General features: G+C 57.1%; 22 protein-coding genes. 17 read left to right on the forward strand and 5 right to left on the reverse strand.

The features are described 5' to 3' along the window. The first annotated feature begins 141 nt into the window (after positions 1-141). From fadI to sixA, 3 genes are all read left to right on the forward strand, one after another. Positions 142-1,452: an acetyl-CoA C-acyltransferase FadI gene (gene fadI / locus WFO64_RS06170; RefSeq protein ID WP_337009914.1), complete on the forward strand. Its 1,311-nt coding sequence runs from the start codon at positions 142-144 to the stop codon at positions 1,450-1,452. Beyond that, positions 1,452-3,548 (forward strand): fatty acid oxidation complex subunit alpha FadJ, encoded by a 2,097-nt coding sequence (gene fadJ, locus WFO64_RS06175; protein ID WP_337009916.1) that lies wholly within the window; start codon positions 1,452-1,454, stop codon positions 3,546-3,548. Before fadI ends, fadJ begins: the two co-directional genes overlap by 1 nt. 224 nt (positions 3,549-3,772) lie before the next feature. Beyond that, positions 3,773-4,255 carry a phosphohistidine phosphatase SixA gene (sixA, locus tag WFO64_RS06180; RefSeq protein WP_337009918.1) on the forward strand — a complete coding sequence of 161 codons (483 nt, stop codon included), beginning with the start codon at positions 3,773-3,775 and terminating at the stop codon, positions 4,253-4,255. A 31-nt stretch (positions 4,256-4,286) separates the two neighbouring features. On the opposite strand, the gene smrB is transcribed toward sixA, so the two are convergent. Beyond that, a complete protein-coding gene (gene smrB, locus WFO64_RS06185) occupies positions 4,287-4,835 on the reverse strand; it encodes an endonuclease SmrB (RefSeq protein ID WP_337009920.1) in 549 nt (182 codons plus the stop codon). Between the two features lie 159 nt (positions 4,836-4,994). Between smrB and prmB the strand changes: the two genes are divergently transcribed. From prmB to WFO64_RS06215, 6 genes are read left to right on the forward strand one after another with little or no spacing between them, the layout of a single operon-like run. Further along, complete coding sequence (prmB, locus tag WFO64_RS06190) at positions 4,995-5,927, forward strand: 50S ribosomal protein L3 N(5)-glutamine methyltransferase (protein WP_337009922.1); 933 nt, start codon at positions 4,995-4,997, stop codon at positions 5,925-5,927. A gap of 45 nt (positions 5,928-5,972) precedes the next feature. Next, on the forward strand, positions 5,973-7,058 hold the full coding sequence (gene aroC, locus WFO64_RS06195; protein ID WP_337009923.1) for a chorismate synthase: 1,086 nt from the start codon (positions 5,973-5,975) through the stop codon (positions 7,056-7,058). A gap of 4 nt (positions 7,059-7,062) precedes the next feature. Then, the gene (mepA, locus tag WFO64_RS06200) at positions 7,063-7,887 is read left to right on the forward strand and encodes a penicillin-insensitive murein endopeptidase (protein ID WP_337009925.1); all 825 of its coding nucleotides are present in this window, start codon (positions 7,063-7,065) and stop codon (positions 7,885-7,887) included. Between the two features lie 8 nt (positions 7,888-7,895). Further along, positions 7,896-8,699: a sulfite exporter TauE/SafE family protein gene (locus tag WFO64_RS06205; protein ID WP_337009927.1), complete on the forward strand. Its 804-nt coding sequence runs from the start codon at positions 7,896-7,898 to the stop codon at positions 8,697-8,699. 19 nt (positions 8,700-8,718) lie between these two features. Beyond that, positions 8,719-9,264 carry an elongation factor P hydroxylase gene (locus WFO64_RS06210; RefSeq protein ID WP_337009929.1) on the forward strand — a complete coding sequence of 182 codons (546 nt, stop codon included), beginning with the start codon at positions 8,719-8,721 and terminating at the stop codon, positions 9,262-9,264. A 31-nt stretch (positions 9,265-9,295) separates the two neighbouring features. Next, positions 9,296-9,580: a YfcL family protein gene (locus tag WFO64_RS06215; RefSeq protein WP_003854283.1), complete on the forward strand. Its 285-nt coding sequence runs from the start codon at positions 9,296-9,298 to the stop codon at positions 9,578-9,580. 33 nt (positions 9,581-9,613) lie between these two features. On the opposite strand, the gene mnmC is transcribed toward WFO64_RS06215, so the two are convergent. After that, a complete protein-coding gene (gene mnmC, locus WFO64_RS06220) occupies positions 9,614-11,620 on the reverse strand; it encodes a bifunctional tRNA (5-methylaminomethyl-2-thiouridine)(34)-methyltransferase MnmD/FAD-dependent 5-carboxymethylaminomethyl-2-thiouridine(34) oxidoreductase MnmC (RefSeq protein WP_337009930.1) in 2,007 nt (668 codons plus the stop codon). 154 nt (positions 11,621-11,774) lie between these two features. On the opposite strand from mnmC, the gene fabB reads away from it, so the two are divergent. Then, entirely contained in the window at positions 11,775-12,995 is a 1,221-nt protein-coding gene (gene fabB, locus WFO64_RS06225; RefSeq protein WP_337009931.1) for a beta-ketoacyl-ACP synthase I, read from the forward strand. Positions 12,996-13,363: 368 nt separating this feature from the next. On the opposite strand, the gene pdxR is transcribed toward fabB, so the two are convergent. Next, positions 13,364-14,788, reverse strand: coding sequence for a MocR-like pyridoxine biosynthesis transcription factor PdxR (gene pdxR / locus WFO64_RS06230; protein WP_337009932.1), 1,425 nt, complete (start codon positions 14,786-14,788; stop codon positions 13,364-13,366). An 87-nt stretch (positions 14,789-14,875) separates the two neighbouring features. On the opposite strand from pdxR, the gene WFO64_RS06235 reads away from it, so the two are divergent. Then, a complete protein-coding gene (locus WFO64_RS06235) occupies positions 14,876-15,322 on the forward strand; it encodes a rhodanese-like domain-containing protein (RefSeq protein WP_337009933.1) in 447 nt (148 codons plus the stop codon). Between the two features lies 1 nt (position 15,323). Here WFO64_RS06235 and flk read toward each other — a convergent pair whose 3' ends face one another. Together flk and WFO64_RS06245 are read right to left on the reverse strand one after the other, a co-directional pair. After that, positions 15,324-16,373 carry a flagella biosynthesis regulator Flk gene (gene flk, locus WFO64_RS06240; RefSeq protein ID WP_337009934.1) on the reverse strand — a complete coding sequence of 350 codons (1,050 nt, stop codon included), beginning with the start codon at positions 16,371-16,373 and terminating at the stop codon, positions 15,324-15,326. Positions 16,374-16,586: 213 nt separating this feature from the next. Further along, positions 16,587-17,486: a DMT family transporter gene (locus tag WFO64_RS06245; protein ID WP_337009936.1), complete on the reverse strand. Its 900-nt coding sequence runs from the start codon at positions 17,484-17,486 to the stop codon at positions 16,587-16,589. Positions 17,487-17,583: 97 nt separating this feature from the next. Between WFO64_RS06245 and WFO64_RS06250 the strand changes: the two genes are divergently transcribed. From WFO64_RS06250 to accD, 6 genes are all read left to right on the forward strand, one after another. Beyond that, on the forward strand, positions 17,584-18,363 hold the full coding sequence (locus WFO64_RS06250) for an AraC family transcriptional regulator (RefSeq protein ID WP_337009938.1): 780 nt from the start codon (positions 17,584-17,586) through the stop codon (positions 18,361-18,363). Positions 18,364-18,418: 55 nt separating this feature from the next. Next, a complete protein-coding gene (pdxB, locus tag WFO64_RS06255; RefSeq protein WP_337009940.1) occupies positions 18,419-19,552 on the forward strand; it encodes a 4-phosphoerythronate dehydrogenase PdxB in 1,134 nt (377 codons plus the stop codon). Between the two features lie 181 nt (positions 19,553-19,733). Continuing rightward, positions 19,734-20,741 carry an aspartate-semialdehyde dehydrogenase gene (locus WFO64_RS06260; RefSeq protein ID WP_337009942.1) on the forward strand — a complete coding sequence of 336 codons (1,008 nt, stop codon included), beginning with the start codon at positions 19,734-19,736 and terminating at the stop codon, positions 20,739-20,741. A 2-nt stretch (positions 20,742-20,743) separates the two neighbouring features. After that, a complete protein-coding gene (gene truA, locus WFO64_RS06265; protein ID WP_337009944.1) occupies positions 20,744-21,547 on the forward strand; it encodes a tRNA pseudouridine(38-40) synthase TruA in 804 nt (267 codons plus the stop codon). Between the two features lie 29 nt (positions 21,548-21,576). Continuing rightward, positions 21,577-22,239 (forward strand): DedA family protein, encoded by a 663-nt coding sequence (locus WFO64_RS06270; RefSeq protein ID WP_337009946.1) that lies wholly within the window; start codon positions 21,577-21,579, stop codon positions 22,237-22,239. Between the two features lie 144 nt (positions 22,240-22,383). Then, positions 22,384-23,298 carry an acetyl-CoA carboxylase, carboxyltransferase subunit beta gene (gene accD / locus WFO64_RS06275; RefSeq protein WP_337009948.1) on the forward strand — a complete coding sequence of 305 codons (915 nt, stop codon included), beginning with the start codon at positions 22,384-22,386 and terminating at the stop codon, positions 23,296-23,298. The last annotated feature ends 42 nt before the right edge of the window (positions 23,299-23,340 follow it).

Genomic DNA, 23,340 nt, shown 5'->3' on the forward strand with positions numbered 1-23,340 from the left:
CGATGCGGCGTTTTTCATTTTCGTGTTTCCCTTCGCACTTTTTCCTTTCCGGCATTGGCGGCTCAACCGCTTGTGGTTAACACTGATCAGGTCAGACCTCTTTAGGCAATGATGCCACAGTCCCAGCCACAGGTGAGAACAATGAGCAAAGCGCAGCCGCTGCTGACGCGTGATGGTGAACGCATCGCAATAACCCATGGGTTACGCACCCCTTTTTTGCGCCAGGCGACCGGCTTTCATGGCATCCCGGCCATTGAGTTGGGACGCATGGTAGTCAGCGAATTAATGGCGCGCAGTGAACTGCCGCCTGACGTGATCGAACAACTGGTCTTTGGGCAGGTGGTACAAATGCCGGAAGCGCCGAACATTGCGCGTGAAATTGTATTAAGCAGCGGACTTGATGTGCATACCGACGCCTACAGCGTCAGCCGTGCCTGCGCCACCAGTTTTCAGGCAGTGGCGAATGTGGCAGAAAGTCTGCTGGCTGGCACTATTTCTGCTGGCATCGCCGGTGGTGCGGACTCCTCGTCAGTGCTGCCGATTGGGGTCAGTAAAACGCTGGCCCGTGCGCTGGTGGATCTCAATAAAGCCCGCAGCCTTGGACAAAAACTGCAGATCCTGCGACATCTGCGTCCGCGCGATTTGCTGCCGGTTCCCCCGGCGGTGGCGGAGTATTCGACGGGCCTGCGCATGGGCGACACGGCGGAGCAGATGGCGAAGAGTCATGGTATCACCCGTGAAGCACAGGATGCGCTGGCGCTGCGCTCCCATCAGCATGCCGCCAGAGCCTGGCAATCCGGGGTACTGAATCAGGAAGTGATGGCGGCATTTATACCGCCGTGGAAAAATACCCTCGATCAGGACAATAACGTGCGTATGAACGCTAAAGCGGAAGATTACGCCCGACTGCGGCCGGCGTTTGATCGCCAGCACGGCAGCGTCACCGCGGCCAACAGCACGCCACTCACCGATGGCGCTGCCGCAGTCATTCTGATGCGCGAAGGACGCGCCTGCGAACTGGGCGTCAGGCCGCTGGGCTATCTCCGCAGCTACGCCTTTACCGCCATTGGTGTGCAGCAGGATATGTTATTGGGCCCGGCTTACGCCTCACCGCTGGCACTCGATCGTGCCGGCATTACCCTGGCCGATCTGACGCTGATTGATATGCATGAAGCTTTTGCTGCCCAGACGCTGAGCAACCTGCAACTGTTTCGCGACGAGCGCTTTGCCCGTGAGGTGCTGAACCGTCCACATGCGCTGGGCGAAGTGAACGAGGAGCGTTTTAACGTACTGGGCGGTTCAATCGCCTATGGTCATCCTTTTGCCGCTACGGGCGCGCGCATGATCACCCAGACGCTGAATGAATTACGCCGTCGCGGTGGTGGGTTAGGACTGGTCACAGCCTGCGCGGCGGGTGGTCTGGGTGCGGCAATGGTTCTGGAGGCCGAATAATGGAGCAGAATGCTTTTCATCTGAAGATGCGACTGGATCATGTCGGCATCATTACTATTGATGTACCCGGCGAGAGGATGAACACCCTGAAAGCGGAGTTTGCCGGGCAGATCACCGCCATCATTGCGGAAGCGCGGCGCGACCCGCAACTGGCTGGCCTGGTGTTGATTTCCGGTAAAGCTGACAACTTTATCGCGGGCGCGGATATCAGCATGATTGATCGCTGTCAGAGCGCACAGGAAGCCGAAGCACTGGCAAAACAGGGACAGGAAGTGATGGCTGCGCTCGACGCGCTGCCGTTCCCGGTGGTTGCCGCTATCCACGGGACCTGCCTCGGCGGCGGACTGGAGCTGGCGCTGGCCTGCGATGCACGTATCTGCTCGCTGGATGATAAAACCCGACTCGGATTGCCGGAAGTGCAGCTCGGCTTACTGCCGGGGTCTGGCGGCACTCAGCGGTTGCCTCGGTTAATCGGCGTGCAGCAGGCACTGCCGCTGATTCTGACCGGCAAAAGTTTGCGGGCTAAACAGGCACGTAAGCTGGGTGTAGTTGATGACGCCGTTCCCCAGGCGATTCTGCTGGAGACTGCTATTGCACAGGTGAAAAAGGGTAAGGTGAGCGGACGGATGCTGCCGCTGCGTGACCGTCTGCTGCATGGCCCGGTTGGTCGTCAGGGACTGTTTGCGCTGGCCACTCGTCAGACTGCAGCCAAAACTCAGGGTAACTATCCGGCAGTAAAACGCATTATTGAGGTAGTGCGCATCGGGCTGGAGCAGGGCAGCCGGGCCGGACATGATGCTGAAGCGCGCGCCTTCGGTGAACTGGCGATGACGCCAGAATCTGTTGCGCTGCGCGGACTGTTTTTCGCCACGACCGCCATGAAAAAAGAGCGGGGCGGTGAAGCGGAACCCGCTACTGTTAAGCGTGTCGCTATCCTCGGTGGTGGACTGATGGGCGGTGGCATTGCCAGCGTTACCGCGATCAACGCCGGGTTACCGGTACGCATTAAAGATATCAGCCTGGAAGGCATTAACCATGCGCTAAAAACCTGTTGGGATCGGCTGAGCAAGAAAGTCAGCCGACGCCAGCTGACCCCGGCACAGCGTCAGCAGCAGATGGCACGCATCACGGGCGGCATTGATTACCAGGGATTCTCGCAGCGCGACGTGGTAATTGAAGCCGTATTCGAAGATTTAGCGCTTAAGCAGCAGATGGTCAGTGAGGTAGAAGCACACTGTCAGCCGCACACCCTGTTTGCCTCAAATACCTCCTCGTTACCAATCGAGGAGATCGCCGCAGGGGCGCAGCGGCCTGAGAACGTCATCGGCCTGCACTATTTCAGTCCGGTAGAGAAAATGCCGCTGGTGGAGGTCATTCCACATCTGAACACCTCCACCGCGACGCTGGTCACGATTGTGGCGCTGGCGCGCAGCCAGGGTAAAACCCCGATTGTGGTGGCGGACAAGCCTGGCTTTTATGTTAACCGCATCCTGACACCCTATATAAATGAAGCGATGCGTTGCCTGCTGGAGGGTGAGCCGATTGACCATATCGATCGGGCGCTGGTGAAGTGTGGTTTCCCGGTCGGCCCGATTCAGCTGCTGGATGAGGTCGGTATCGACGTCGGCAGCAAAATCAGTCCCATCCTGACTCAGGCTTATGGGGAACGTTTTACCGCGCCCGCCGCTTTTGATGCGCTGCTGCAGGATGGCCGCAAAGGACGTAAAAACAGCAAAGGTTTCTATCGCTATGACCAGCCGCGCTGGCAGCGCAAAAAGCCGGATACCTCGCTGTATACGTTGTTGAAGGTCACGCCTCAGGCCAGACAGAGTGAAGCGCAGATTGCGGAACGCTGCATAATGATGATGCTGAATGAGGCGGCTCGCTGCCTTGATGAGCAGGTGATCCGCTGCGCCCGCGATGGGGATATCGGTGCGGTGTTTGGCATCGGCTTTCCGCCTTTCCTGGGTGGCCCGTTCCACTACATGGACAAACTGGGTGCGGCTGACGTGGTGAACAGATTAACCCGGCTAACGCAGCAGCACGGTGAACGATTTGCTCCCTGCGAAGCACTGATTCAGGCGGCGATAAAATAGACGAAATTTTACATTTCTGCTGAAAATGGAATAACCACTCCAATTCAGCGGGTTAGAAAAGCGTCGCCAGAGTCTGCGGCGCAGCATGATTCTGAGAAGTGCTTATTTAATAAACAACCGGTTGACTATACTGAAGCCATTAGGGTAAAACACAGCGTTCATTCGCAGAGTGAAGAGTCAGACGCTACGCGTCGGGCGATGTCTACAAACAACAGCGGTGCTTTATGCAAGTTTTTATCATGCGTCACGGCGATGCGGCTCTGGAAGCAGCCAGTGATTCAGTCAGGCCTTTAACCTTATGTGGCTGCAATGAATCACGTCAGATGGCCAACTGGCTCAACAGCCAGACGCCGGACATTGAGCGTGTCCTGGTGAGTCCCTATTTACGCGCGCAGCAAACGCTCGCGACTGTGCGAGAGGCCTTTCCCCTGCCGGAAAGCCCGGATGTTCTGCCGGAGTTAACGCCGGGTGGTGATCCTGAGAGGGTAGGGTGCTATCTGCAGACCCTGGCGAATGAAGGTGTGAAATCGGCTCTGGTGATCTCACATTTACCGTTGGTGGGATATTTAGTCTCTGAACTGTGCCCGCAGGAAGCACCGCCAATGTTTGCCACTTCCGCTATTGCCTGCGTAGAGTTCGATCCTGCGCAGCATGCCGGTAAACTGCTGTGGCAGGTCAGTCCCAAAAAGCTGGCAAAAGCGATCTGACGTCTTTGGGCCGATCAATCCGGCCCCTCTCTTACGGCAATTCAGGCGGTTGCCACTCCTCAATCTCAATCAATACCAGCAGTGCGGCGTCACCGCCGAACATCTTCGGTGCCTGATGGAATGCCATCACCCATGGATGCTGGGCCAGCCACAGCGGCGTCTGCTGCTTCAAGATATGCTTTCCATGACCGGTCATGACGCTGGCGCAGAACAGATGTTCACGGCGGCAGGCGGCGATCAGTGCGCCCAATTCCTGCTTAGCCTGTTGCTGAGTTAAGCCGTGCAGGTCGAGGAAAATCTCCGGCGTATAGTCGCCACGACGCAATTTTTTCAGCTCAAAGTGGCTGACATCAGCGCGCACGTAACGGGTGGCGCCTTCGGTTGAGATCAGCGGTTGAAACTCATCCGAAAAGTAATGACTGTTGTCCGCCTGCTCTGAAAGCAGACGTTTTACCGGGATCTGGCGGGTTTTAACCGGCGCTTTGTGGACAAAAGTGTCCTGTTTTAACTGACGTGTCCCCGTCATTAACTGGCGAAACAGTGCCTGATCATCCGGGCTTAGTGGCGTTTTTTTACTCATGTCATGTCAGTCATATCAGAAAAGGCTGTCACACAGCAGAGCCGATACCTTACCGTTAAGTGTCATTAAATGTCAGCTTTTTCACCTTGCTGCGCTGAATTCTCCCCGGCTTCATGGCACACTACTGGCCGATTTAGCAAAAGGCCTGCGGAGGGCTACGTGGACAAAATTTTCGTCGATGAGGCAGTGAACGAACTGCACACCATTCAGGACATGCTGCGCTGGGCGGTAAGCCGCTTTTCCGCTGCCGGAATCTGGTACGGACATGGCACAGACAATCCCTGGGACGAAGCCGTTCAACTGGTCCTGCCGTCACTCTGGCTGCCGCTGGATATTCCTGAAGATATGCGCAATGCGCGTCTGACTGCCAGCGAACGTCTTCTGATCGTCGAGCGCGTCATCCGTCGCGTTAACGAGCGTATTCCGGTCGCCTATCTGACCAATAAGGCCTGGTTTTGCGGCCACGAATTTTTTGTTGATGAGCGAGTGCTGGTGCCGCGTTCACCGATCGGTGAACTGATAGAGAACCGTTTTGCCGGTCTGATCAGCACCCCGCCCCGTCATATTCTGGATATGTGTACCGGCAGTGGCTGCATCGCGATTGCCTGCGCCTATGCTTTCCCGGAAGCAGAAGTGGACGCCGTGGATATCTCCACCGGTGCGCTGGCCGTAGCCGAGCAGAACATTGAAGAGCATGGCCTGATCCACCAGGTGACACCGATTCGTGCTGACCTGTTTCGCGAATTGCCACCGCTGAAATATGATCTGATCGTGACCAACCCGCCTTATGTTGATGCGGAAGATATGGATGACCTGCCGAATGAGTATCGCCACGAGCCGGAGCTTGGCCTGGCGGCAGGCAGCGATGGCCTGAAGCTGGTGCGCCGCATTCTGGCCTGTGCACCTGACTATCTCAGTGAGCAGGGCGTATTGGTCTGCGAAGTGGGCAACAGTATGGTGCACATGATCGCGCAGTATCCCGATGTGCCCTTTACCTGGCTGGAATTCGACAACGGCGGTGACGGCGTCTTCACGCTGACGCGCCAGCAGATTGTCGACGCACAACACCATTTCTCTTTTTACAAAGACTAAAAGTGGGGCGAAGCCTCGCCCGCCGAACTCTGACAAGGAAACAGCATGGCCGGAAATAGCATCGGGCAATTTTTTCGAGTAACGACCTTTGGCGAGTCCCATGGTCTTGCGCTGGGCTGTATCGTTGATGGTGTGCCGCCTGGCATCCCACTAACCGAAGCGGATATTCAGCATGACCTCGATCGCCGCCGTCCTGGCACATCGCGCTACACCACGCAGCGTCGCGAGCCGGATCAGGTGAAAATTTTGTCCGGTGTTTTTGAGGGTGTGACTACCGGCACCTCGATTGGCTTGCTGATTGAGAACACCGATCAGCGGTCGCAGGATTATGGTGCCATCAAAGATCTCTTCCGTCCGGGCCATGCCGATTACACCTACGAGCAGAAATATGGTCAGCGCGACTACCGTGGCGGTGGCCGCTCGTCGGCGCGCGAAACCGCGATGCGCGTTGCGGCCGGCGCGATTGCTAAGAAATATCTGCAGATGAAGCACGGTGTGGTAGTGCGCGGCTATCTGGCACAGATTGGTGACATCGCCTGTGAGCTGAAAGACTGGACCATCGTGGAACAGAACCCGTTTTTCTGCCCGGATGCAGACAAGCTGGAAGCGTTGGATGAACTGATGCGCGGCTTGAAAAAAGAGGGCGACTCAATCGGCGCCAAAGTCACGGTCATGGCAGATAACGTGCCGCCAGGCTTGGGTGAGCCGGTATTTGACCGACTGGATGCCGATCTGGCGCACGCGCTGATGAGCATCAATGCGGTGAAAGGAGTCGAAATCGGCGATGGCTTTGCGGTGGTTAATCAGCGCGGCAGTCAGCATCGCGATGAAATTCGTCACGAGGGTTTTCAGAGCAACCACGCCGGGGGCATTCTGGGCGGTATCAGCAGCGGCCAGTCCATCCGCGCGAATCTGGCGATGAAACCGACCTCCAGTATCACCGTGCCGGGTAAAACCATTACCCGCAACGGCGAAGAAGTGGAGATGATCACCAAAGGCCGTCACGATCCCTGTGTTGGGATCCGCGCAGTGCCGATCGCCGAGGCGATGATGGCGATTGTCCTGATGGATCATCTGTTGCGTCAGCGGGCGCAAAACGGTGACGTTAACTGTTCCGTACCGCGTTGGTGATGGCATGAAGGCTCTCCTGCTTATCCTGAGCGCACTGATGATCAGCGCCTCCAGCCTGGCAGCGACGCCATGGCAACGTATCCAGCAGCCCATCAGCGGCGCACCGCAGTCAATCGGCGGCTTTGCTAACGGCTGTATTGTTGGCGCCCAAGCGCTGCCGCTGAATTCGCCGCACTACCAGGTAATGCGTCAGGATCAACGGCGCTACTTCGGTCACCCCGATCTGATCCAGTTTATTCAGCGGCTTAGTACTCAGGTGCATAACCTGCAACTGGGCAATGTGCTGATTGGTGACATGGGCATGGCGGCAGGTGGGCGTTTCAGCAGTGGTCACGCAAGCCATCAGACCGGACTGGATGTTGATATCTGGCTGCAACTGCCGAAAACCCGCTGGAGCACGCAGCAGTTGCTGAAGCCGCAGCCGCTGGACCTGGTTGGGCCGGGTGACAAAAATGTGATTGCACGCCACTGGCAGCCGGAAATTGACAGCCTGATTAAACTGGCCGCGAAAGATGACGATGTTACACGTATCTTCGTCAATCCAGCGATTAAAAAGCAACTTTGTGCCGATGCGGGTCACGATCGTGACTGGCTGCGTAAAGTGCGCCCGTGGTTTGCTCATCGTGCCCATATGCACGTTCGGCTGCGTTGTCCGACGGGCAGTATCGGCTGTGAAGATCAGCCCGCACCGCCTGCTGGCGATGGCTGTGGCGCAGAGCTGCAGAGCTGGTTTATGCCGAAAACGCCCGGTTCTGGCGCGCCGGTGAAACGTGAGCCACCGCCGTTACCGCCTGCCTGTCAGGCCCTGCTGGATAAACATTTACTGTAAGGAATGCCATGGATTGGTTCGTGGTCAGCCCGATGCTGGTCGGGCTGCTGTTTTTAATCGCCATGCTCGCCGGTTTTATTGATTCCATCGCGGGTGGCGGGGGATTACTGACGGTACCTTCGTTGCTCGCTGCGGGCCTCTCTCCGGCACAGGCGCTGGCAACCAATAAACTGCAATCGGTCGGCGGATCCTTTTCCGCCAGTCTCTACTTTGTCCGGCGTGGTGCGGTCAATCTGAATGAACAGTGGCTGAACATCGCCATGACGCTGCTGGGGTCAGTGCTGGGCGCGATATTGATTCAGCGCCTGCAGGCTGACTTTCTGCGCCAGATGCTGCCGCTGTTTTTAATCGCGATTGGCTTGTGGTTCCTGCTTATGCCGCGTCTGGGTGAACGGGACCGTGCGCGCCGTCTGCACGGCCTTGCCTATGCACTGGTCGGTGGCGGGGCAGTGGGATTTTATGACGGATTTTTCGGACCGGGTGCAGGCTCATTTTATGCGCTGGCTTTTGTTACGCTATGCGGCTACAACCTCGCCAAAGCGACCGCCCATGCCAAGGTCCTTAACTTCACCTCAAACGTTGGCAGCCTGTTGTTCTTTATGTTCGGCGGCAAAGTGGTGTGGGGAACCGGCCTGATCATGATGCTCGGGGCTTTTTGCGGTGCGCGTCTGGGTGCGCGGCTGGTGCTGAGCCGCGGACAGAAACTGATCCGTCCGATGGTGGTAATTGTATCTGCCGTCATGAGCATTAAATTACTGTGGGACAGCCACGGCAGTGCCGTTCTGGCCTGGCTGGCCACGCTGCAATCGTAACCTAAAACTAGATAACGTCATGAACCCGACACATCATTATGAACAGCTGATCACGCTGTTTGATCGCTGCTTCAGCGATGAATTTCAGACCCGTCTAATTAAAGGCGATGATGAACCGATCTATCTTCCTGCTGATGCAGAGTCGCCGTGGAACCGGGTGGTCTTTGCCCACGGCTTTTACGCCAGCGCCCTCCATGAGATCTCTCACTGGTGCATCGCCGGTGAAGCGCGCCGCAAACTGGTCGATTTCGGCTACTGGTACTGTCCGGATGGCCGCGATGCGCTGACCCAGAGCCAGTTTGAAGCCGTAGAAGTGAAGCCGCAGGCGCTGGAGTGGATGTTTTGTATGGCGGCAGGCTTTCCCTTCAACGTGAGTTGTGACAATCTCGACGGAGATTGTGAGCCGGATCGCATTGCGTTCCAGCGTAAAGTACATGCTCAGGTTATGGGCTATCTGGCATCGGGCATTCCCGACCGTCCCGCGCGTTTTATTACCGCCCTGGCGGAATTTTATGGCAGGCCTTCATTAACAGCGTCGCAGTTTCCCTGGCCGGACGATCTGTGATGCATGAAAGCATTATAAAAGAGGAATTGAGATGATCGCAGAATTTGAAGCGCGTATTCTGGCCCTGATTGACGACATGGTCGAGCATGCCAGTGACGATGAGCTGTTCGCCAGCGGTTATCTGCGCGGGCATCTGACACTGGCCGTCGCCGAAGTGGAGCAACTGGGCGAACATACGCCAGAAGCGCTGCAGATTCAGGTCTCTCGCAGCCTGCAAAATGCTATCGCTGCTGGAGAACTCTCGCCGCGCGACCAGGCATTAGTGGTCGGAATGTGGGACAACCTGTTTGTTCAGGCACGCCAGCTCTCCGCATAACATTGCAGGGCGGCGTGCCGCCCTCAGCGTCGGCTAAACTGCTTTTCCCTTCAGTAATTTCCTCACCCAGTAGCGATTCGGGTTGAGTGCTGCCAGCGAACTGGCATCCAGAGGTTGCGGCTCGCCCGACAGCTGGGCTGCCAGTACTTCGGCTGCCAGCGGCGCGCTGCAAAGGCCGCGCGACCCAAGCGCACCGAAAAGATACAAGCCCGCCAGGTCGGGTGCGTCAGCGATATTGCTGCCAGCCCTCTGCTGGGCCGGTAAATCAGCATACTGCGCCAGCGTAGCAGCATAATCCGGCACGCTGCCCACCATCGGCAGGTGATCCCGCGTGGCGCAGCGCACACCCATTCTTGCCTCACCTTTACTGACATCCACCGTCTCTGCCCAGCGGCTGTCAGGCAGACAATGCAGCAGGCGGCTGCGGTTCTCCTGCTGATCCTCTTCCCGATAATCTATTGCAGTATCGCCACGATGATAGCTCGCACCAATGCAATGGGTGCCGAACTGCGGGCTGACAGGCGTCAGATAACCGTCGTAACAAAGCACGGTTTGCAGCGCGTTGAGGCCCGGCGTAGAGGGAATATGGCTCACCTGACCGGCTACCGGATAGGCTGGCAGCGGGGCGCTCTGCGCAAAGCCGGCAATCGCATGACCGTTTGCCAGCACTACCGTTAGATGACGAACTGCCGGGCGATCGCTGAATGTCAGCGTCCAGTGATCGTCATCCCTGGAAAGCGCGCTTACGCGGTGCAGCCAGTGAATACGCAATCCCTGGGTCTCGCCGTGTGCCAGCATTGCTGCGGTCAGCTCTGCTGGCGACAGCCAGCCACCCTGCGGATAGAAAATGCCGCCACAGCCATGTTCAACATTCGCCAGCTTTTCTGCCTCTGCCACATCGACGCCACAGGCGATGGTTTCTGGCAAACCCATCGCCAGCATCTGATCGATCTTTTTACGGCTTTTCTCATCCCACCCCAGCTGCAATACACCGCTCCAGTGATGTTCATAAATGACGGTTAATTGATCGTAGAGCCGCCGGGCAAAGCTGAACGCCGCCGGGAAAAAGGTGGCAAGCGCCGGATCGTGCGGGTTGAGCAGCGGATAGAGTGCCCCCTGGCGATTGCCGGATGCCCCCAGCGCGGGAGCCTCATCGGCACAGTAAAGTGTTACCCGCCAGCCGCGACGCAGCAGCGCCAGCGCCAGCGTGGCACTGGCTACGCCGCCGCCGATCAGGGCCATATCACGCTGCTCCGCAGATCGACGATGGTACCAGGGCTGGAGGCTGGGCAGCGGAGGTACATCCTGCAGGGCGCCGCATAACATTTCGCGCTTAGGACCAAATCCTTTGCGGCGGGTCACTGTAAAGCCCGCTTGTTGCAGACCGCGCCGCACAAAGCCTGCAGCGGTAAAGGTCGCAAACGTTGCCTTCGGCCGCGCCAGTTTTGCCATCATGCCGAACAGCTCCGGTGTCCACATATCCGGGTTTTTAGACGGGGCGAAACCATCCAGGAACCAGGCATCGACCTGACGATTCAGACTCTCATCCAGCTGTCCCATCAGCAGGTTAATATCGCCCAGCCAGAGGTCGAGCGTGATCCGTCCACCGTCAAACAGCAGTCGCTGACAGCCGGGCAGAGCAGCGGGCCACTGCGCTTGCAGCGCGTCGGCCCAGGGGGCCAGCTCAGGCCAGTGGCGCTGTGCTGCGGCCAAATCGTCGCGAGTTAACGGAAATTTCTCAAAGCTGATGAAATGCAGACGTTTTACACTCGCGTCGGGCTGTTCGCGCTGAAACGCATCGAACGCCTGCCACAGCGTTAGAAAATTGAGGCCGGTGCCAAAACCGCTTTCCGCCACGATCAGCAGATCGCGCGGATGCTCAGCAAAACGCTGGGGGAAACCGTTGCCGCCAAGGAACACGTAGCGTGTCTCTTCCAGACCATTGTCATTAGAGAAATAGACGTCGCCAAACGTTCGCGAAACAGGTGTACCCTGTTCATTCCAGTTTAGTTGTGCATGTTCAACCGGTGTTAATTTCACGATAAAGGCTCGTTTTTCAGGCAGTGGCGCGATTTTAACGACCCACATGACATGACGCAAATTTACAAAAGGAAATAGCTGATCGGACTTGTTCGGCGTACAAGTGTACGCTAGAGTGCATGCCAATTAAGAAGAAGTGGATGAGGAAGATTGAATGAAACGTGCTGTGATTACTGGCTTAGGGATCGTTTCCAGTATTGGTAATAACCAGCAAGAGGTGCTGGCATCTCTGCGTGAAGGACGCTCTGGCATCACCTTTTCTGAAGAGATGAAAGATTCCGGCATGCGTAGTCACGTCTGGGGTAACGTAAAATTAGATACCACCGGCCTCATCGATCGCAAAGTTGTGCGTTTTATGAGTGATGCGTCCATCTATGCTTATCTTTCCATGGAAGAAGCGATTAAAGATTCCGGCCTCAGCGCTGAAGCGTATCAGAGCAACCCACGAGTGGGTCTGATTGCGGGTTCAGGCGGCGGTTCCCCACGTTTCCAGGTTTTTGGTGCTGACGCAATGCGCAGCCCACGCGGCCTGAAAGCGGTTGGCCCTTACGTGGTCACCAAAGCGATGGCCTCTGGCGTTTCTGCCTGTCTCGCCACGCCATTCAAGATTCATGGCGTAAACTACTCGATTAGCTCCGCCTGTGCCACCTCTGCGCACTGTATCGGTAACGCCGTTGAGCAGATCCAGCTTGGCAAACAGGATATTGTTTTTGCGGGTGGCGGCGAAGAGCTGTGCTGGGAAATGGCCTGTGAGTTCGATGCCATGGGCGCGCTCTCAACCCGTTACAACGACACCCCAGAAAAAGCGTCACGCACTTATGACAATGAGCGCGACGGCTTTGTTATCGCCGGTGGCGGTGGCATGGTGGTAGTTGAAGAGCTGGAGCATGCGCTGGCTCGTGGCGCGCATATCTATGCTGAAATCGTCGGTTACGGTGCCACCTCAGACGGTGCAGACATGGTCGCTCCATCAGGTGAAGGTGCGGTGCGCTGCATGAAGATGGCGATGAATGGTGTTGATACGCCAATTGACTATCTGAACAGCCACGGGACTTCAACGCCAGTGGGTGATGTGAAAGAACTGGGCGCCATTCGTGAAGTGTTTGGCGATAACACGCCATACATCTCAGCCACCAAAGCGATGACGGGTCACTCCCTGGGTGCCGCAGGTGTGCAGGAAGCGATTTACTCACTGCTGATGCTGGAACATGGCTTTATTGCGCCAAGCATCAACATCACTTCGCTTGACGCGGCAGCAACCGGCATGAACATTGTTACTGAGCCGATGGAAAAAGAGCTGACTACCGTGATGTCCAACAGCTTTGGTTTCGGCGGCACCAATGCCACACTGACCCTGCGTAAATATCAGGCGTAATTATTACACCAGCGCTCTGAAGGGCCGGCTTGCCGGCCCTTTTTGTTTTTTTGGTAAGTCCGCTACGCTGTAAGACATTGCTTGCCCAGGGAACATGGTCAGATCGGGAAGACGCTAAAGCCAATCCCTGCCGCTCGGCTGGCTCGATTACTCACTTTATTCCTACGGTGCACCCGTAGTCGGGTCAACACTTTGCGTTGTTCAAAAACCCTTCCGGCGTTTTTGCCCACCGTGCCTGACGCTTTCCTCCTTTGCCCGTGTTCCTTGCGTGCTGAGCTACCATGTTGCGGTGAGGTTCACCCTGAATGGGGTTGGTCAGTCGTCACAGGATTTACAGCCCGTCCTCATTATCTCGTTGCCATTCTGTGTTAGCCCTCCTGCTGCAGCAGCCGCAGCAATTTATCGCATGCTGCAACGATTTCGTCAGGCGTCAGGGCGGCAAAGCCGAGTATCCAGCCCTGCTGACACGCAGGCCCGGCATAAAGTGGACTCAGACGCGGCAACAGCAAACCATTTTTTGCCGCCAGCGCGGTTAATCGCGCTTCATCCTGTTGCACTTTCACGGTTATCTGCAACCCGCCGCCGCTGGCAATCGGGGTGACCCAGGGCGACAGTCGCTGAGCGAGCAGCATTAGCAGCAGCTCGCGACGGCTGCGATAGAGCTGACGCATCAGGCGCAGATGGCTGGCGAAATGTCCCTGTTGCAGAAAGGTGGCGGTGATAGCCTGAGGCAGCAGGGCGCTGTGTCCGTCCAGCACGCTCCTTGCCTGGCCTAAGGGCGTAATCAGCGCGGGCGGCACTACCATCCATGCCAGCCGCAGGGAAGGAAACAGCGACTTAGAGAAGGTGCCCAGTGTAATGACCCGCTGGTGGCGATCCAGTCCCTGTAGCGCAGGGATCGGGCGTTCGTCGTAATGAAATTCACTGTCGTAATCGTCTTCGATCAGCCAGCACTGATTGCGCTGCGCCCAGTCGATCCAGGCCAGACGCCTCGGCAGGCTCAGCGTCACGCCGGTGGGATAATGATACGCTGGCGTCAGATACATCAGCTTTGCACTGCCGCTGGCGGGCATGGCGCCCTCGGCATCGACCTTAATCCCCCGCACCTGTGCGCCTGCAGCCAGAAAGGCATTACGTGCGCCGGGATAGCCCGGCTCTTCTATCCACACTTCATCACCGGGATCGACGAACATCATCGCCAGTAACTGTAGCGCCTGTTGTGAACTGGTCAGAATGATTACCTGTTCCGGCTGGCATGCTACGCCCCGCGAGAGCGCCAGATAATCAGCAATAGCGCTGCGTAACGGCAGGTAGCCACAGGGATCGCCATACCCCATTGCGGTGCTGCCCAGAGACCGCTGCACACTGCTGCTCAGGCGTCGCCAGGTGTCGTGGGGAAAAGCGCGTAACTCCGGGGAACCGGCGGCGAACGCGTGAGGAAAAGGAGGATCCTGACAGCCGCCCGTTGCCAGCACCTGCTGGCCTCGCAACGAGAAGCGGGCCGGGTGAAGCCGGGCCGGTAAGGCGGAGGGGCTGGCGGGGATGATGATGGCAACAAAGGTACCGCGACCGGTTTCGCGTCGCAGATAGCCTTCACTCTCCAGTTGTCCATAGGCCGCCTCTACAGTCACGCGTGACAGACGTAAATCCTGTGCCAGCTGTCGGCTGGATGGCAACTGCTGACCGGCGTGCAAATGGTGCCGGTTAATGGCCAGCCGCAGGGTAGAACAGAGCCGCTCACGCACGCCGCCACTGGCCTGATGCTGGAAAAGTTGTAACAGCGGTGAAGCCATATGGGTCTTATCCCTGATGTGGAATGGGTATCAGTAAGCAGTCCACTTTGCCGTAAACTGCGAACTCACCACAACAGGAGAATCACTATGTCATCGGTTTTACGAATTCCGGCCGCCACGCCGCAGCAAAGCCTCGACTATCTGCAGGCAAAACTCGCTTTTTATACCGACGCCTGGGATCTGGCGGAAGATCTGGGGCAGCAGCAACGGCCGGATATCGTGGTGATCGATGCCCGCACGCCGGAGGCTTATCGCGCCGGTCATATCTGCGGCGCAATAAATTTTCCGCATCGTGGGATGGATGCCAGCACAACGTCGCGGCTCGATAGCAGCAAAGTTTATGTCACCTATTGTGACGGCATTGGCTGTAACGGTTCGACGAAAGCGGCCTGGAAACTGGCATCGCTGGGATTTCAGGTGAAGGAGTTAATTGGCGGGCTGGATTTCTGGAAGCGTGACGGTCATCCGCTGACCTGGGGTGATGCAGCGGGCGAATGGCCCGTCGCCGCGCCCAAAGCATCCTGCGGCTGTTAACTCAGAGTACCAGCCAGAGCAAAAGCGTGATGACCACCAGTGCGACAAAGAATCCCAGCAGGGGACGCTGCGCCAGCGGCTGCATCGCGGGCGGCAGCGACGCAACAAACGGTGACCAGATCGGCTGCGGTTTAATCTCACTGGCAGCCAGCGGCTGTTCGTGAATTTTTTCTGCCCGGTCGGCGCGACGACTGAACAGGAAGTTCAGCAGGTCCTGCGTCTGCGTCGCGGTCAGAACCATCTGCGGCGTCGCCTGGAAACGCTGCTGGCTGTAATCCTCCAGCTGCTGCCGTTCCTGCTGATCGAGCGGCTGCTTCAGAGATGCTTCCAGCAGTTGCAGCGTTGGTGCGCTGTGCTGACTAAGCGTCTGGCGCACCTGCAGATACTGGGTCAACAGCGGGAAGTGGCGTGATGGGATCGGATCGCCGCTGGTCAGATTGACCAATTTCAGTGCAGCGGTCCAGAGCTTACCGGTTGATTCGCCCGTCGCAGCGGCAAGGCGTACTACCTGCTGATTCAGCGTCTGATGCTCGGCCGGCAACAACGTACGATCGCTAACACGGGTTTGCTGCGGCTGGGGAATCGTCATTTGTCCGTTCTGCAGCATCGTCAGAACCTGCCGCAACTGATCCTGGCTCAGCGCGCTCAGAACTGTCTGACCAAACTGCTGACGGATAAAATCGCTGACGGCCTGGCGGTTATTGCCTTTCGGCAGCAGTTCGGTGAGCTGGTTCATCAGCTGGCGTGTGCCATGCCCATTCTGTGCCTGAGTGAGTCGGCTATTAAGATATTGTTCCGCTAATGGAAAATGACGCGACTGCAACTCCGCTTCACTCTTTACGCCCACTTCATGGCGTACGCCCGCCCACAGTTCAGGCGCTTTAAGATTGCTGAGCGATAAGATACGCACGATCAGACGTTCTAACGTCGTGCGCTGCGCAGGGGAAAGGGGCTGTTCACCGGCCACTGAACCGTGACGCGTGACGCCGGTTTGCGGAGTGACAGATGAACGATCGCCGACCGGCACACCGGGGCCGCTGAGAGGTTGCATGGCGGATTCCTTGGGAAAACAGAACAGCGTGGGGTGCGCCGGAAAATGAATAGGCCATGATAGCAAAAGCCCCCGGGAAATCCCACGGGGGACGTGCGTTTCGGCGCGAGATTTACGCTTCAGTCATTATCCCTTCCTGCCTTTTTGCACCGCAATCCTCAGCGGCACCCTTACTCAGCGCAGCCGCCACCCGTAATGTGCAGATGGCACTGTTCAGGAGGGGGGAGCACTCACCGGTTTACGGTGCACTAATGGCGTACGCAGCCGCTGCGCCAGTATCACACCGCCCAACGTCAGACCGCCGCCAATCCAGTGGTAACTGTGCAGTTGTTCATGCAGAAACAGCACGGCGATCAACGCAGTAAACAGCGGCGTCAGATTCATAAAAATGCTGGTGGTGCTCGCCCCCAGGCGTTGCACGCCGTGGATCCACAAAAATGGCGCGATGATGGAGGCGAACAGTCCGGCAAACGCCACCAGTGGCAGATTATGCCGGTTAATCGACACTTCAGGTGCCAGTAAAAAGCCGGGCAATAACACCAGCACGCCGAATAAAATCTGCACATAGAGGCTTTGCCAGATCGCCAGTGGCAGCGCCCAGCGTTTAGTCAGGACGCCATACAGTGCATAGGAGGTGGAGGCGGCCAGCATCATCAGCTCACCTTTGCCCATTCCATGATTCACGAGTTGCATTACATTGCCCTCACTGACCAGCCACACCAGACCGCTAAAGGAAATAATACTGCCTATCAGGATGCCGAGCGTCGGCGCGATGCGGAGGATCACCACGCTCAGCAGTACAGTGAGCAGTGGGATCAGGGCGCCGATAATGCCCATAAAGAGTGCGCTGACGCTGTGTGCCGCGTAATAAGCGAGGCTCTGATAGAGCACCATGCCGAGCAGGCCAAGGATCCCCAACCGCCACAGATGCGGTTTAATGACCTTGCGCGCACGCCATACACCGGGCAGCACAAATGGCGTCAGGACCAGTAGCGCCAGCAGCCAGCGGTAGAATGAGATCGCCGCCGGATCGATTGCACTGGCCGACAGTTTGCTGACAATTGAGTTGATCGACCAGATCATCACCGCAAAAAGCGGATACAGGAAAAACATGGTGACTCTCCACACGGCATAATGAGGTGCAGTGTACGCTTGTCCGGATTTATTCAGATAGTTAATATCGGACAAAATGATCGGTTGAGCGGACAGAATGACTTTGAAAGTGACCTACCAGCCGCCGGTGGACGCGCCGCAGCTACGCTACTTTATGCGTTACGAACAGGCCAATGCCCGCACCGAATACCTACCGCATGCTCATGTCTGGGGCCAGTTAATTATGGTGAAAAGCCACGTACTGGAGATGCAGGTCGAGGGTGAGCGATTGCTGACACCGGCAGATATCCCGGTCTGGATCCCGCCGGGTCAGCTTCACAGCAGCTATAACCATCGCCAGGCACAATTTCGTACCTTTAATCTGGCAACCCCTCTATGCGCCGACTTACCGCGGCGCGCCTGTCTGATGCGGGTCGATCCCATAGCACACGCCATTATGAATGATTTCGCCGAACGACAAATTGAGCAGCCCGAAACCGATGCGCAGTGGCGGCTGTGTGAAGTGCTGCGCGACCGCCTGAAGCTGGCACAGGTGCAGGAGAGTTATCTGCCGACCTCTGAGGATAAATTCCTCGCGCCGGTGTTACGAGCGCTGGAAGCGCACCCGGGCGATAACACCACGCTGGCGGGCTGGGCAGAGCGGGTTTTTACCACCGAGCGAACGCTAGCGCGTCGCTGCCAGCAGCAGCTTCAAATGACCTTTGGTGAGTGGCGGCAGCGGCTGCGGTTTCTGCGCGCCATCGTGATGCTGGACCAGGGGGAAAGTGTACAGAGCATTGCCCATGAGCTGGGATACAGTTCAGCCTCGGCGCTGATCGTGATGTTTCAGCAGCAGGCGGGCACCACGCCTGAGCGCTACCGTGCGCGGTTAGGCTAACGCGTCGCTTTGTGCCAGAATAATTCCCTCACATGTAACTGACAGGAAAGCCGTGGTGAAAATTCTGGTCGATGAAAATATGCCTTATGCCCGTGAGCTATTCAGCCGTACCGGCGACGTGGTCGCGGTGCCCGGGCGTCCGCTGCCGGTGGCTGAACTGGCCGATGCCCATGGCCTGATGGTGCGCTCAGTCACCCAGGTGAATGAGGCCCTGCTGGCAGGAAAGCCGGTAAAGTTTGTCGGGACCGCCACGGCGGGCACCGATCATATCGACGAGAACTGGCTGCAGCAGACGGGCATTGCGTTCTCTGCCGCACCCGGCTGTAACGCCATTGCGGTGGTGGAATATGTTTTTTCTGCGCTGCTGCTGCTGGCGGAACGCGATGGTTTTGAGCTGCGTGACCGCACTGTCGGCATCGTCGGCGTTGGTCACGTTGGTGGGCGACTGCAAAAGCGTCTGGAAACCTGGGGCATCAAAACCCTGTTGTGCGATCCGCCGCGCGCCGATCGCGGTGACGAGGGGGATTTCCTGCCGCTGGAAGCCGTGACCGAGCAGGCTGATATTCTGACGTTCCATACGCCATTGTTTAAAGAGGGTCCCTATAAAAGCTGGCATCTGGCGGATGCGGCGCTGCTGATGGCGTTGAAGCCCAACACCATTCTGATCAACGCCTGTCGCGGCCCGGTGGTGGACAACAGTGCGCTGCTGGAGGTGCTGAAAATGCGGCCCGATCTCAGCGTAGTACTGGATGTGTGGGAGCCGGAGCCGGATCTGTCGCTGGCGCTGCTGGATAAGGTCGACATTGCCACGCCGCACATCGCGGGTTACACCCTGGAAGGCAAAGCACGCGGTACCACTCAGGTGTTTGAAGCCTGGTGCGACTTTATTGGCCAGCCGCAACAGGTGCCGCTTAACACCTTACTGCCGGTGCCGGAATTCAGTGAAATCACCCTGAATGGCCCGCTGGATCAGCCAACGCTGAAACGCCTGGCGCATCTGGTGTATGATGTGCGCCGCGATGATGCCCCCTTGCGTAAAGTGGCGGCGAAACCCGGCGAGTTTGATCGCCTGCGCAAGCAGTATCAGGAGCGTCGCGAGTGGTCATCGCTGCAGGTAAACTGTGACGACGCCACAACGGCTGAGAAGCTGAACCTGCTGGGCTTTAACGCAATCATCTCCCCAGAATAGCGGGTGCTGCAGGTCAGGCGCCCTGGCGCGGTTTCCGCACTGAATTAATCAGTGAACGGAAGGCGCGTGTCACGCGGGCGTCTCTGCATAGCGGTCTGTTTCAGGGGGGGATAAATCTGAATCCCTGGGCGGTGAATATCACCGCCTTCTGTTTTTATGTCATTGTCTGGAGTAAACCAACATGTCTGACGGCTGGAATATTGCGCTACTTGGCGCGACAGGCGCAGTAGGGAACGCTGTACTGGAACTGCTGGCGGAACGCCAGTTCCCGGTTGGTGAATTATATTTGCTGGCGAGCGAAAACAGTGCGGGCGAAACTAAACGTTTCGAGGGGCGCTCGGTGCGGGTCGAAAATGCAGAGACCTTTGACTGGTCACAGGCACAGCTGGCCTTTTTCGTAGCAGGACGTGACGCCTCGGCGCGTTTTGCCGACGAAGCGGCTAACGCCGGATGTCTGGTGATCGACAGCAGTGAGCTGTTTGCGCTGGAACCCGACGTGCCTCTGGTGGTGCCAGATGTTAACCCGCATGTGCTGGCGGATTACCGCAATCGCAATATCATCAGCGTGGCAGACAACCTGGTCAGCCAGTTGCTGACCGCCATTAAACCGCTGGTGGATGCGGCCGGATTGAGTCGTTTACAGGTCACTAACCTGATCTCGGTTTCCAGCTATGGCAAAGTGGCTGTCGATGCGCTGGCCGGTGAAAGTGCCCGCCTGCTGAATGGTATTCCGGCCGATGATCATCATTTTGGTCGTCAGCTAGCGTTTAACCTGATGCCACAGCAGGCCGATGCAGAAGGTAGCGTTGAGAGTGAACGTCGCCTGATTGATCAGGTGCGTAAGGTGTTACAGGACGAAGGCTTACCGATTGCGGTCAGCAGCGTACAGGCACCGGTGTTCTACGGTAATGCGCAGATTGTGCACATTGAAAACCTGCGCCCGCTCTCCGCTGAGGAAGCGCGTGCCGAACTGGCGCTGGCGTCAGATATTCGTCTGAGCGAAGAGGATGAAGTGCCGACGCCGGTCACGGATGCCTCAGGTAACGGCGAACTGAGCATCGGCTGTGTGCGCAACGACTACGGTATCCCGGAGCTGCTGCAGTTCTGGTCAGTGGCGGACAACATTCGTTTTGGCGGCGCGCTGATGGCGGTGAAAACTGCTGAGAAACTGGTTCAGGAGTATCTGTAACCATGTCCGAAGGTCAGACGCAAAAACTGGCGCTCGGCATTGAGTATGACGGCAGCCGTTACTATGGCTGGCAGCGTCAGAATGAGGTCCGTAGCGTGCAGGAGAAGGTAGAGCGCGCGCTATCGAAAGTCGCCGATCATCCGGTCAGCATTTTTTGTGCTGGCCGCACTGATGCGGGTGTTCACGGGACGGGGCAGGTGGTGCATTTCGAAACCACATCGCAACGGCCTGATGGCGCCTGGACGCTTGGCGTCAACGCCAATCTGCCACCGGATATTGCGGTGCGCTGGGTGAAAGCGGTGCCGGATGCGTTCCATGCCCGCTTCAGCGCAACGGCCCGACGCTATCGCTACCTGATCTACAATCAGCGTCTGCGTCCGGCGGTGCTGGCGCAGGGCGTCACGCACTTCTACCATCCTCTGGATGCGGAGAAGATGCAGCGCGCCGGGCAATGTTTATTAGGTGAGAATGATTTCACCTCATTCCGCGCGGTGCAGTGCCAGTCGCGTACACCGTGGCGCAACGTGATTCACCTTAACGTGACGCGTCAGGGTCCCTACGTGATTGTGGATATAAAAGCCAACGCCTTTGTACATCATATGGTGCGCAATATCGTGGGCAGCCTGATGGAGATAGGCTGTGGCAATAAGCCGGAATCATGGATGGCAACGCTGCTGGCGGCGAAGGATCGGACATTAGCCGCAGCCACAGCCCGGGCAGAAGGGTTGTATCTGGTGGCGGTGGATTACCCATCCCACTTTGCGTTACCACAGCCGTTGATGGGACCGTTGTTCCTCGCGGATTAATTCACTTTCAGGACTTAAAAGGGCGCGCTATGGAGTTTCTCCATTTTCTGGTTGATTTTATTTTGCACATTGACGTGCATCTTGCCGAACTGGTTGCACAGTACGGTGTCTGGATTTACGCTATTTTGTTCCTGATTTTGTTCTGCGAAACCGGCCTGGTGGTGACGCCATTCCTGCCGGGTGATTCGCTGCTGTTTGTGGCAGGCGCATTGGCCGCGCTACCGGGTAACGATCTCAATGTGCATCTGATGGTGGCGTTACTGGTGGTGGCCGCGATTCTGGGCGATGCGGTGAACTACACCATTGGTCGCTTGTTTGGCGAACGGTTGTTCAGTAACCCGAACTCAAAGGTTTTCCGTCGCAGCCATCTGGATAAAACCCATGCGTTTTATGCCCGTCACGGCGGAAAAACCATTATCCTGGCGCGCTTTGTGCCGATCGTCCGTACGTTTGCGCCGTTTGTTGCCGGTATGGGCCATATGTCATATCGCCACTTCGCGCTGTTCAACGTCACCGGTGCGCTGTTATGGGTGCTGCTTTTCTCCTATGCCGGCTACCTGTTTGGCGATCTGCCGGTGGTGCAGGAAAACCTGAAGCTGCTGATTGTTGGCATTATCCTGGTCTCGATTCTGCCAGGTGTGATTGAAGTCTGGCGTCATCGCCGCCAGGCTAAGCAACAGAAGCTGCCGTAAGGCTTCGCTAAGGGGTAAGACCAGATTTTTATCCACAGTCTGAACAGGTTGTGGTTTAATGAGCGACATTTACCGTCTGCTGAAGCGGTTTTCAGCAGTATCAAGACGACTGGACCAGGTCAGTTTTAAACAGAAAGGTCATCAATGAGCTGGATTGAACGCATTCTTAATAAAAGCACCACGACGCCTGTGCGCAAAGCCAGCATCCCGGAAGGGGTCTGGACCAAGTGCGACAGCTGTGGCCAGGTTCTCTACCGTGCCGAGCTGGAGCGTAATCTTGAGGTCTGCCCGAAGTGTGACCACCACATGCGTATGCACGCCCGTGAACGCCTCGGCAGTTTCCTCGATCAGGGCACGATGGTTGAGCTTGGCAGTGAACTTGAACCCAAAGATCTGCTCAAGTTTCGCGACTCAAAGAAGTATAAAGATCGTCTGGTAGCAGCCCAGAAAGACACCGGCGAAAAAGATGCGCTGATCGTGATGAAAGGTCAGCTGCATGGCATGCCAGTTGTGACGGCAGCCTTTGAATTTGCCTTTATGGGTGGTTCAATGGGCTCTGTGGTCGGTGCGCGTTTTGTACGTGCGGTTGAGCAGGCGTTAGAAGATAACTGTCCGCTGATCTGCTTCTCCGCCAGTGGCGGTGCTCGTATGCAGGAAGCGTTGATGTCGCTGATGCAGATGGCAAAAACCAGTGCGGCGCTGGCAAAAATGCAGGAGCGCGGGCTGCCCTACATTTCCGTGCTGACTGACCCGACCATGGGTGGCGTTTCCGCCAGTTTTGCTATGCTGGGTGACCTCAATGTCGCGGAACCTAAAGCGCTGATCGGCTTTGCCGGCCCACGCGTCATCGAGCAGACCGTGCGTGAAAAACTGCCGCCGGGCTTCCAGCGCAGTGAGTTCCTGATAGAAAAGGGCGCGATTGATATGATCATCCGCCGTCCGGAAATGCGCTACAAACTGGCAAGCCTGCTGGCAAAAATGATGAACCTGCCGGCACCGCTGCATGATGGTGAACAGTCCGCTTTCGCGACGACTGAATCGGAAAGCAACGAGGCCTGACAGGAGATAGAGAGGTGCGTCCACAGCACCTCTTACCAATGC

Origin of the sequence: Pantoea sp. AS142 (assembly GCF_037152305.1) — a bacterium.
Taxonomy (GTDB): domain Bacteria; phylum Pseudomonadota; class Gammaproteobacteria; order Enterobacterales; family Enterobacteriaceae; genus Pantoea.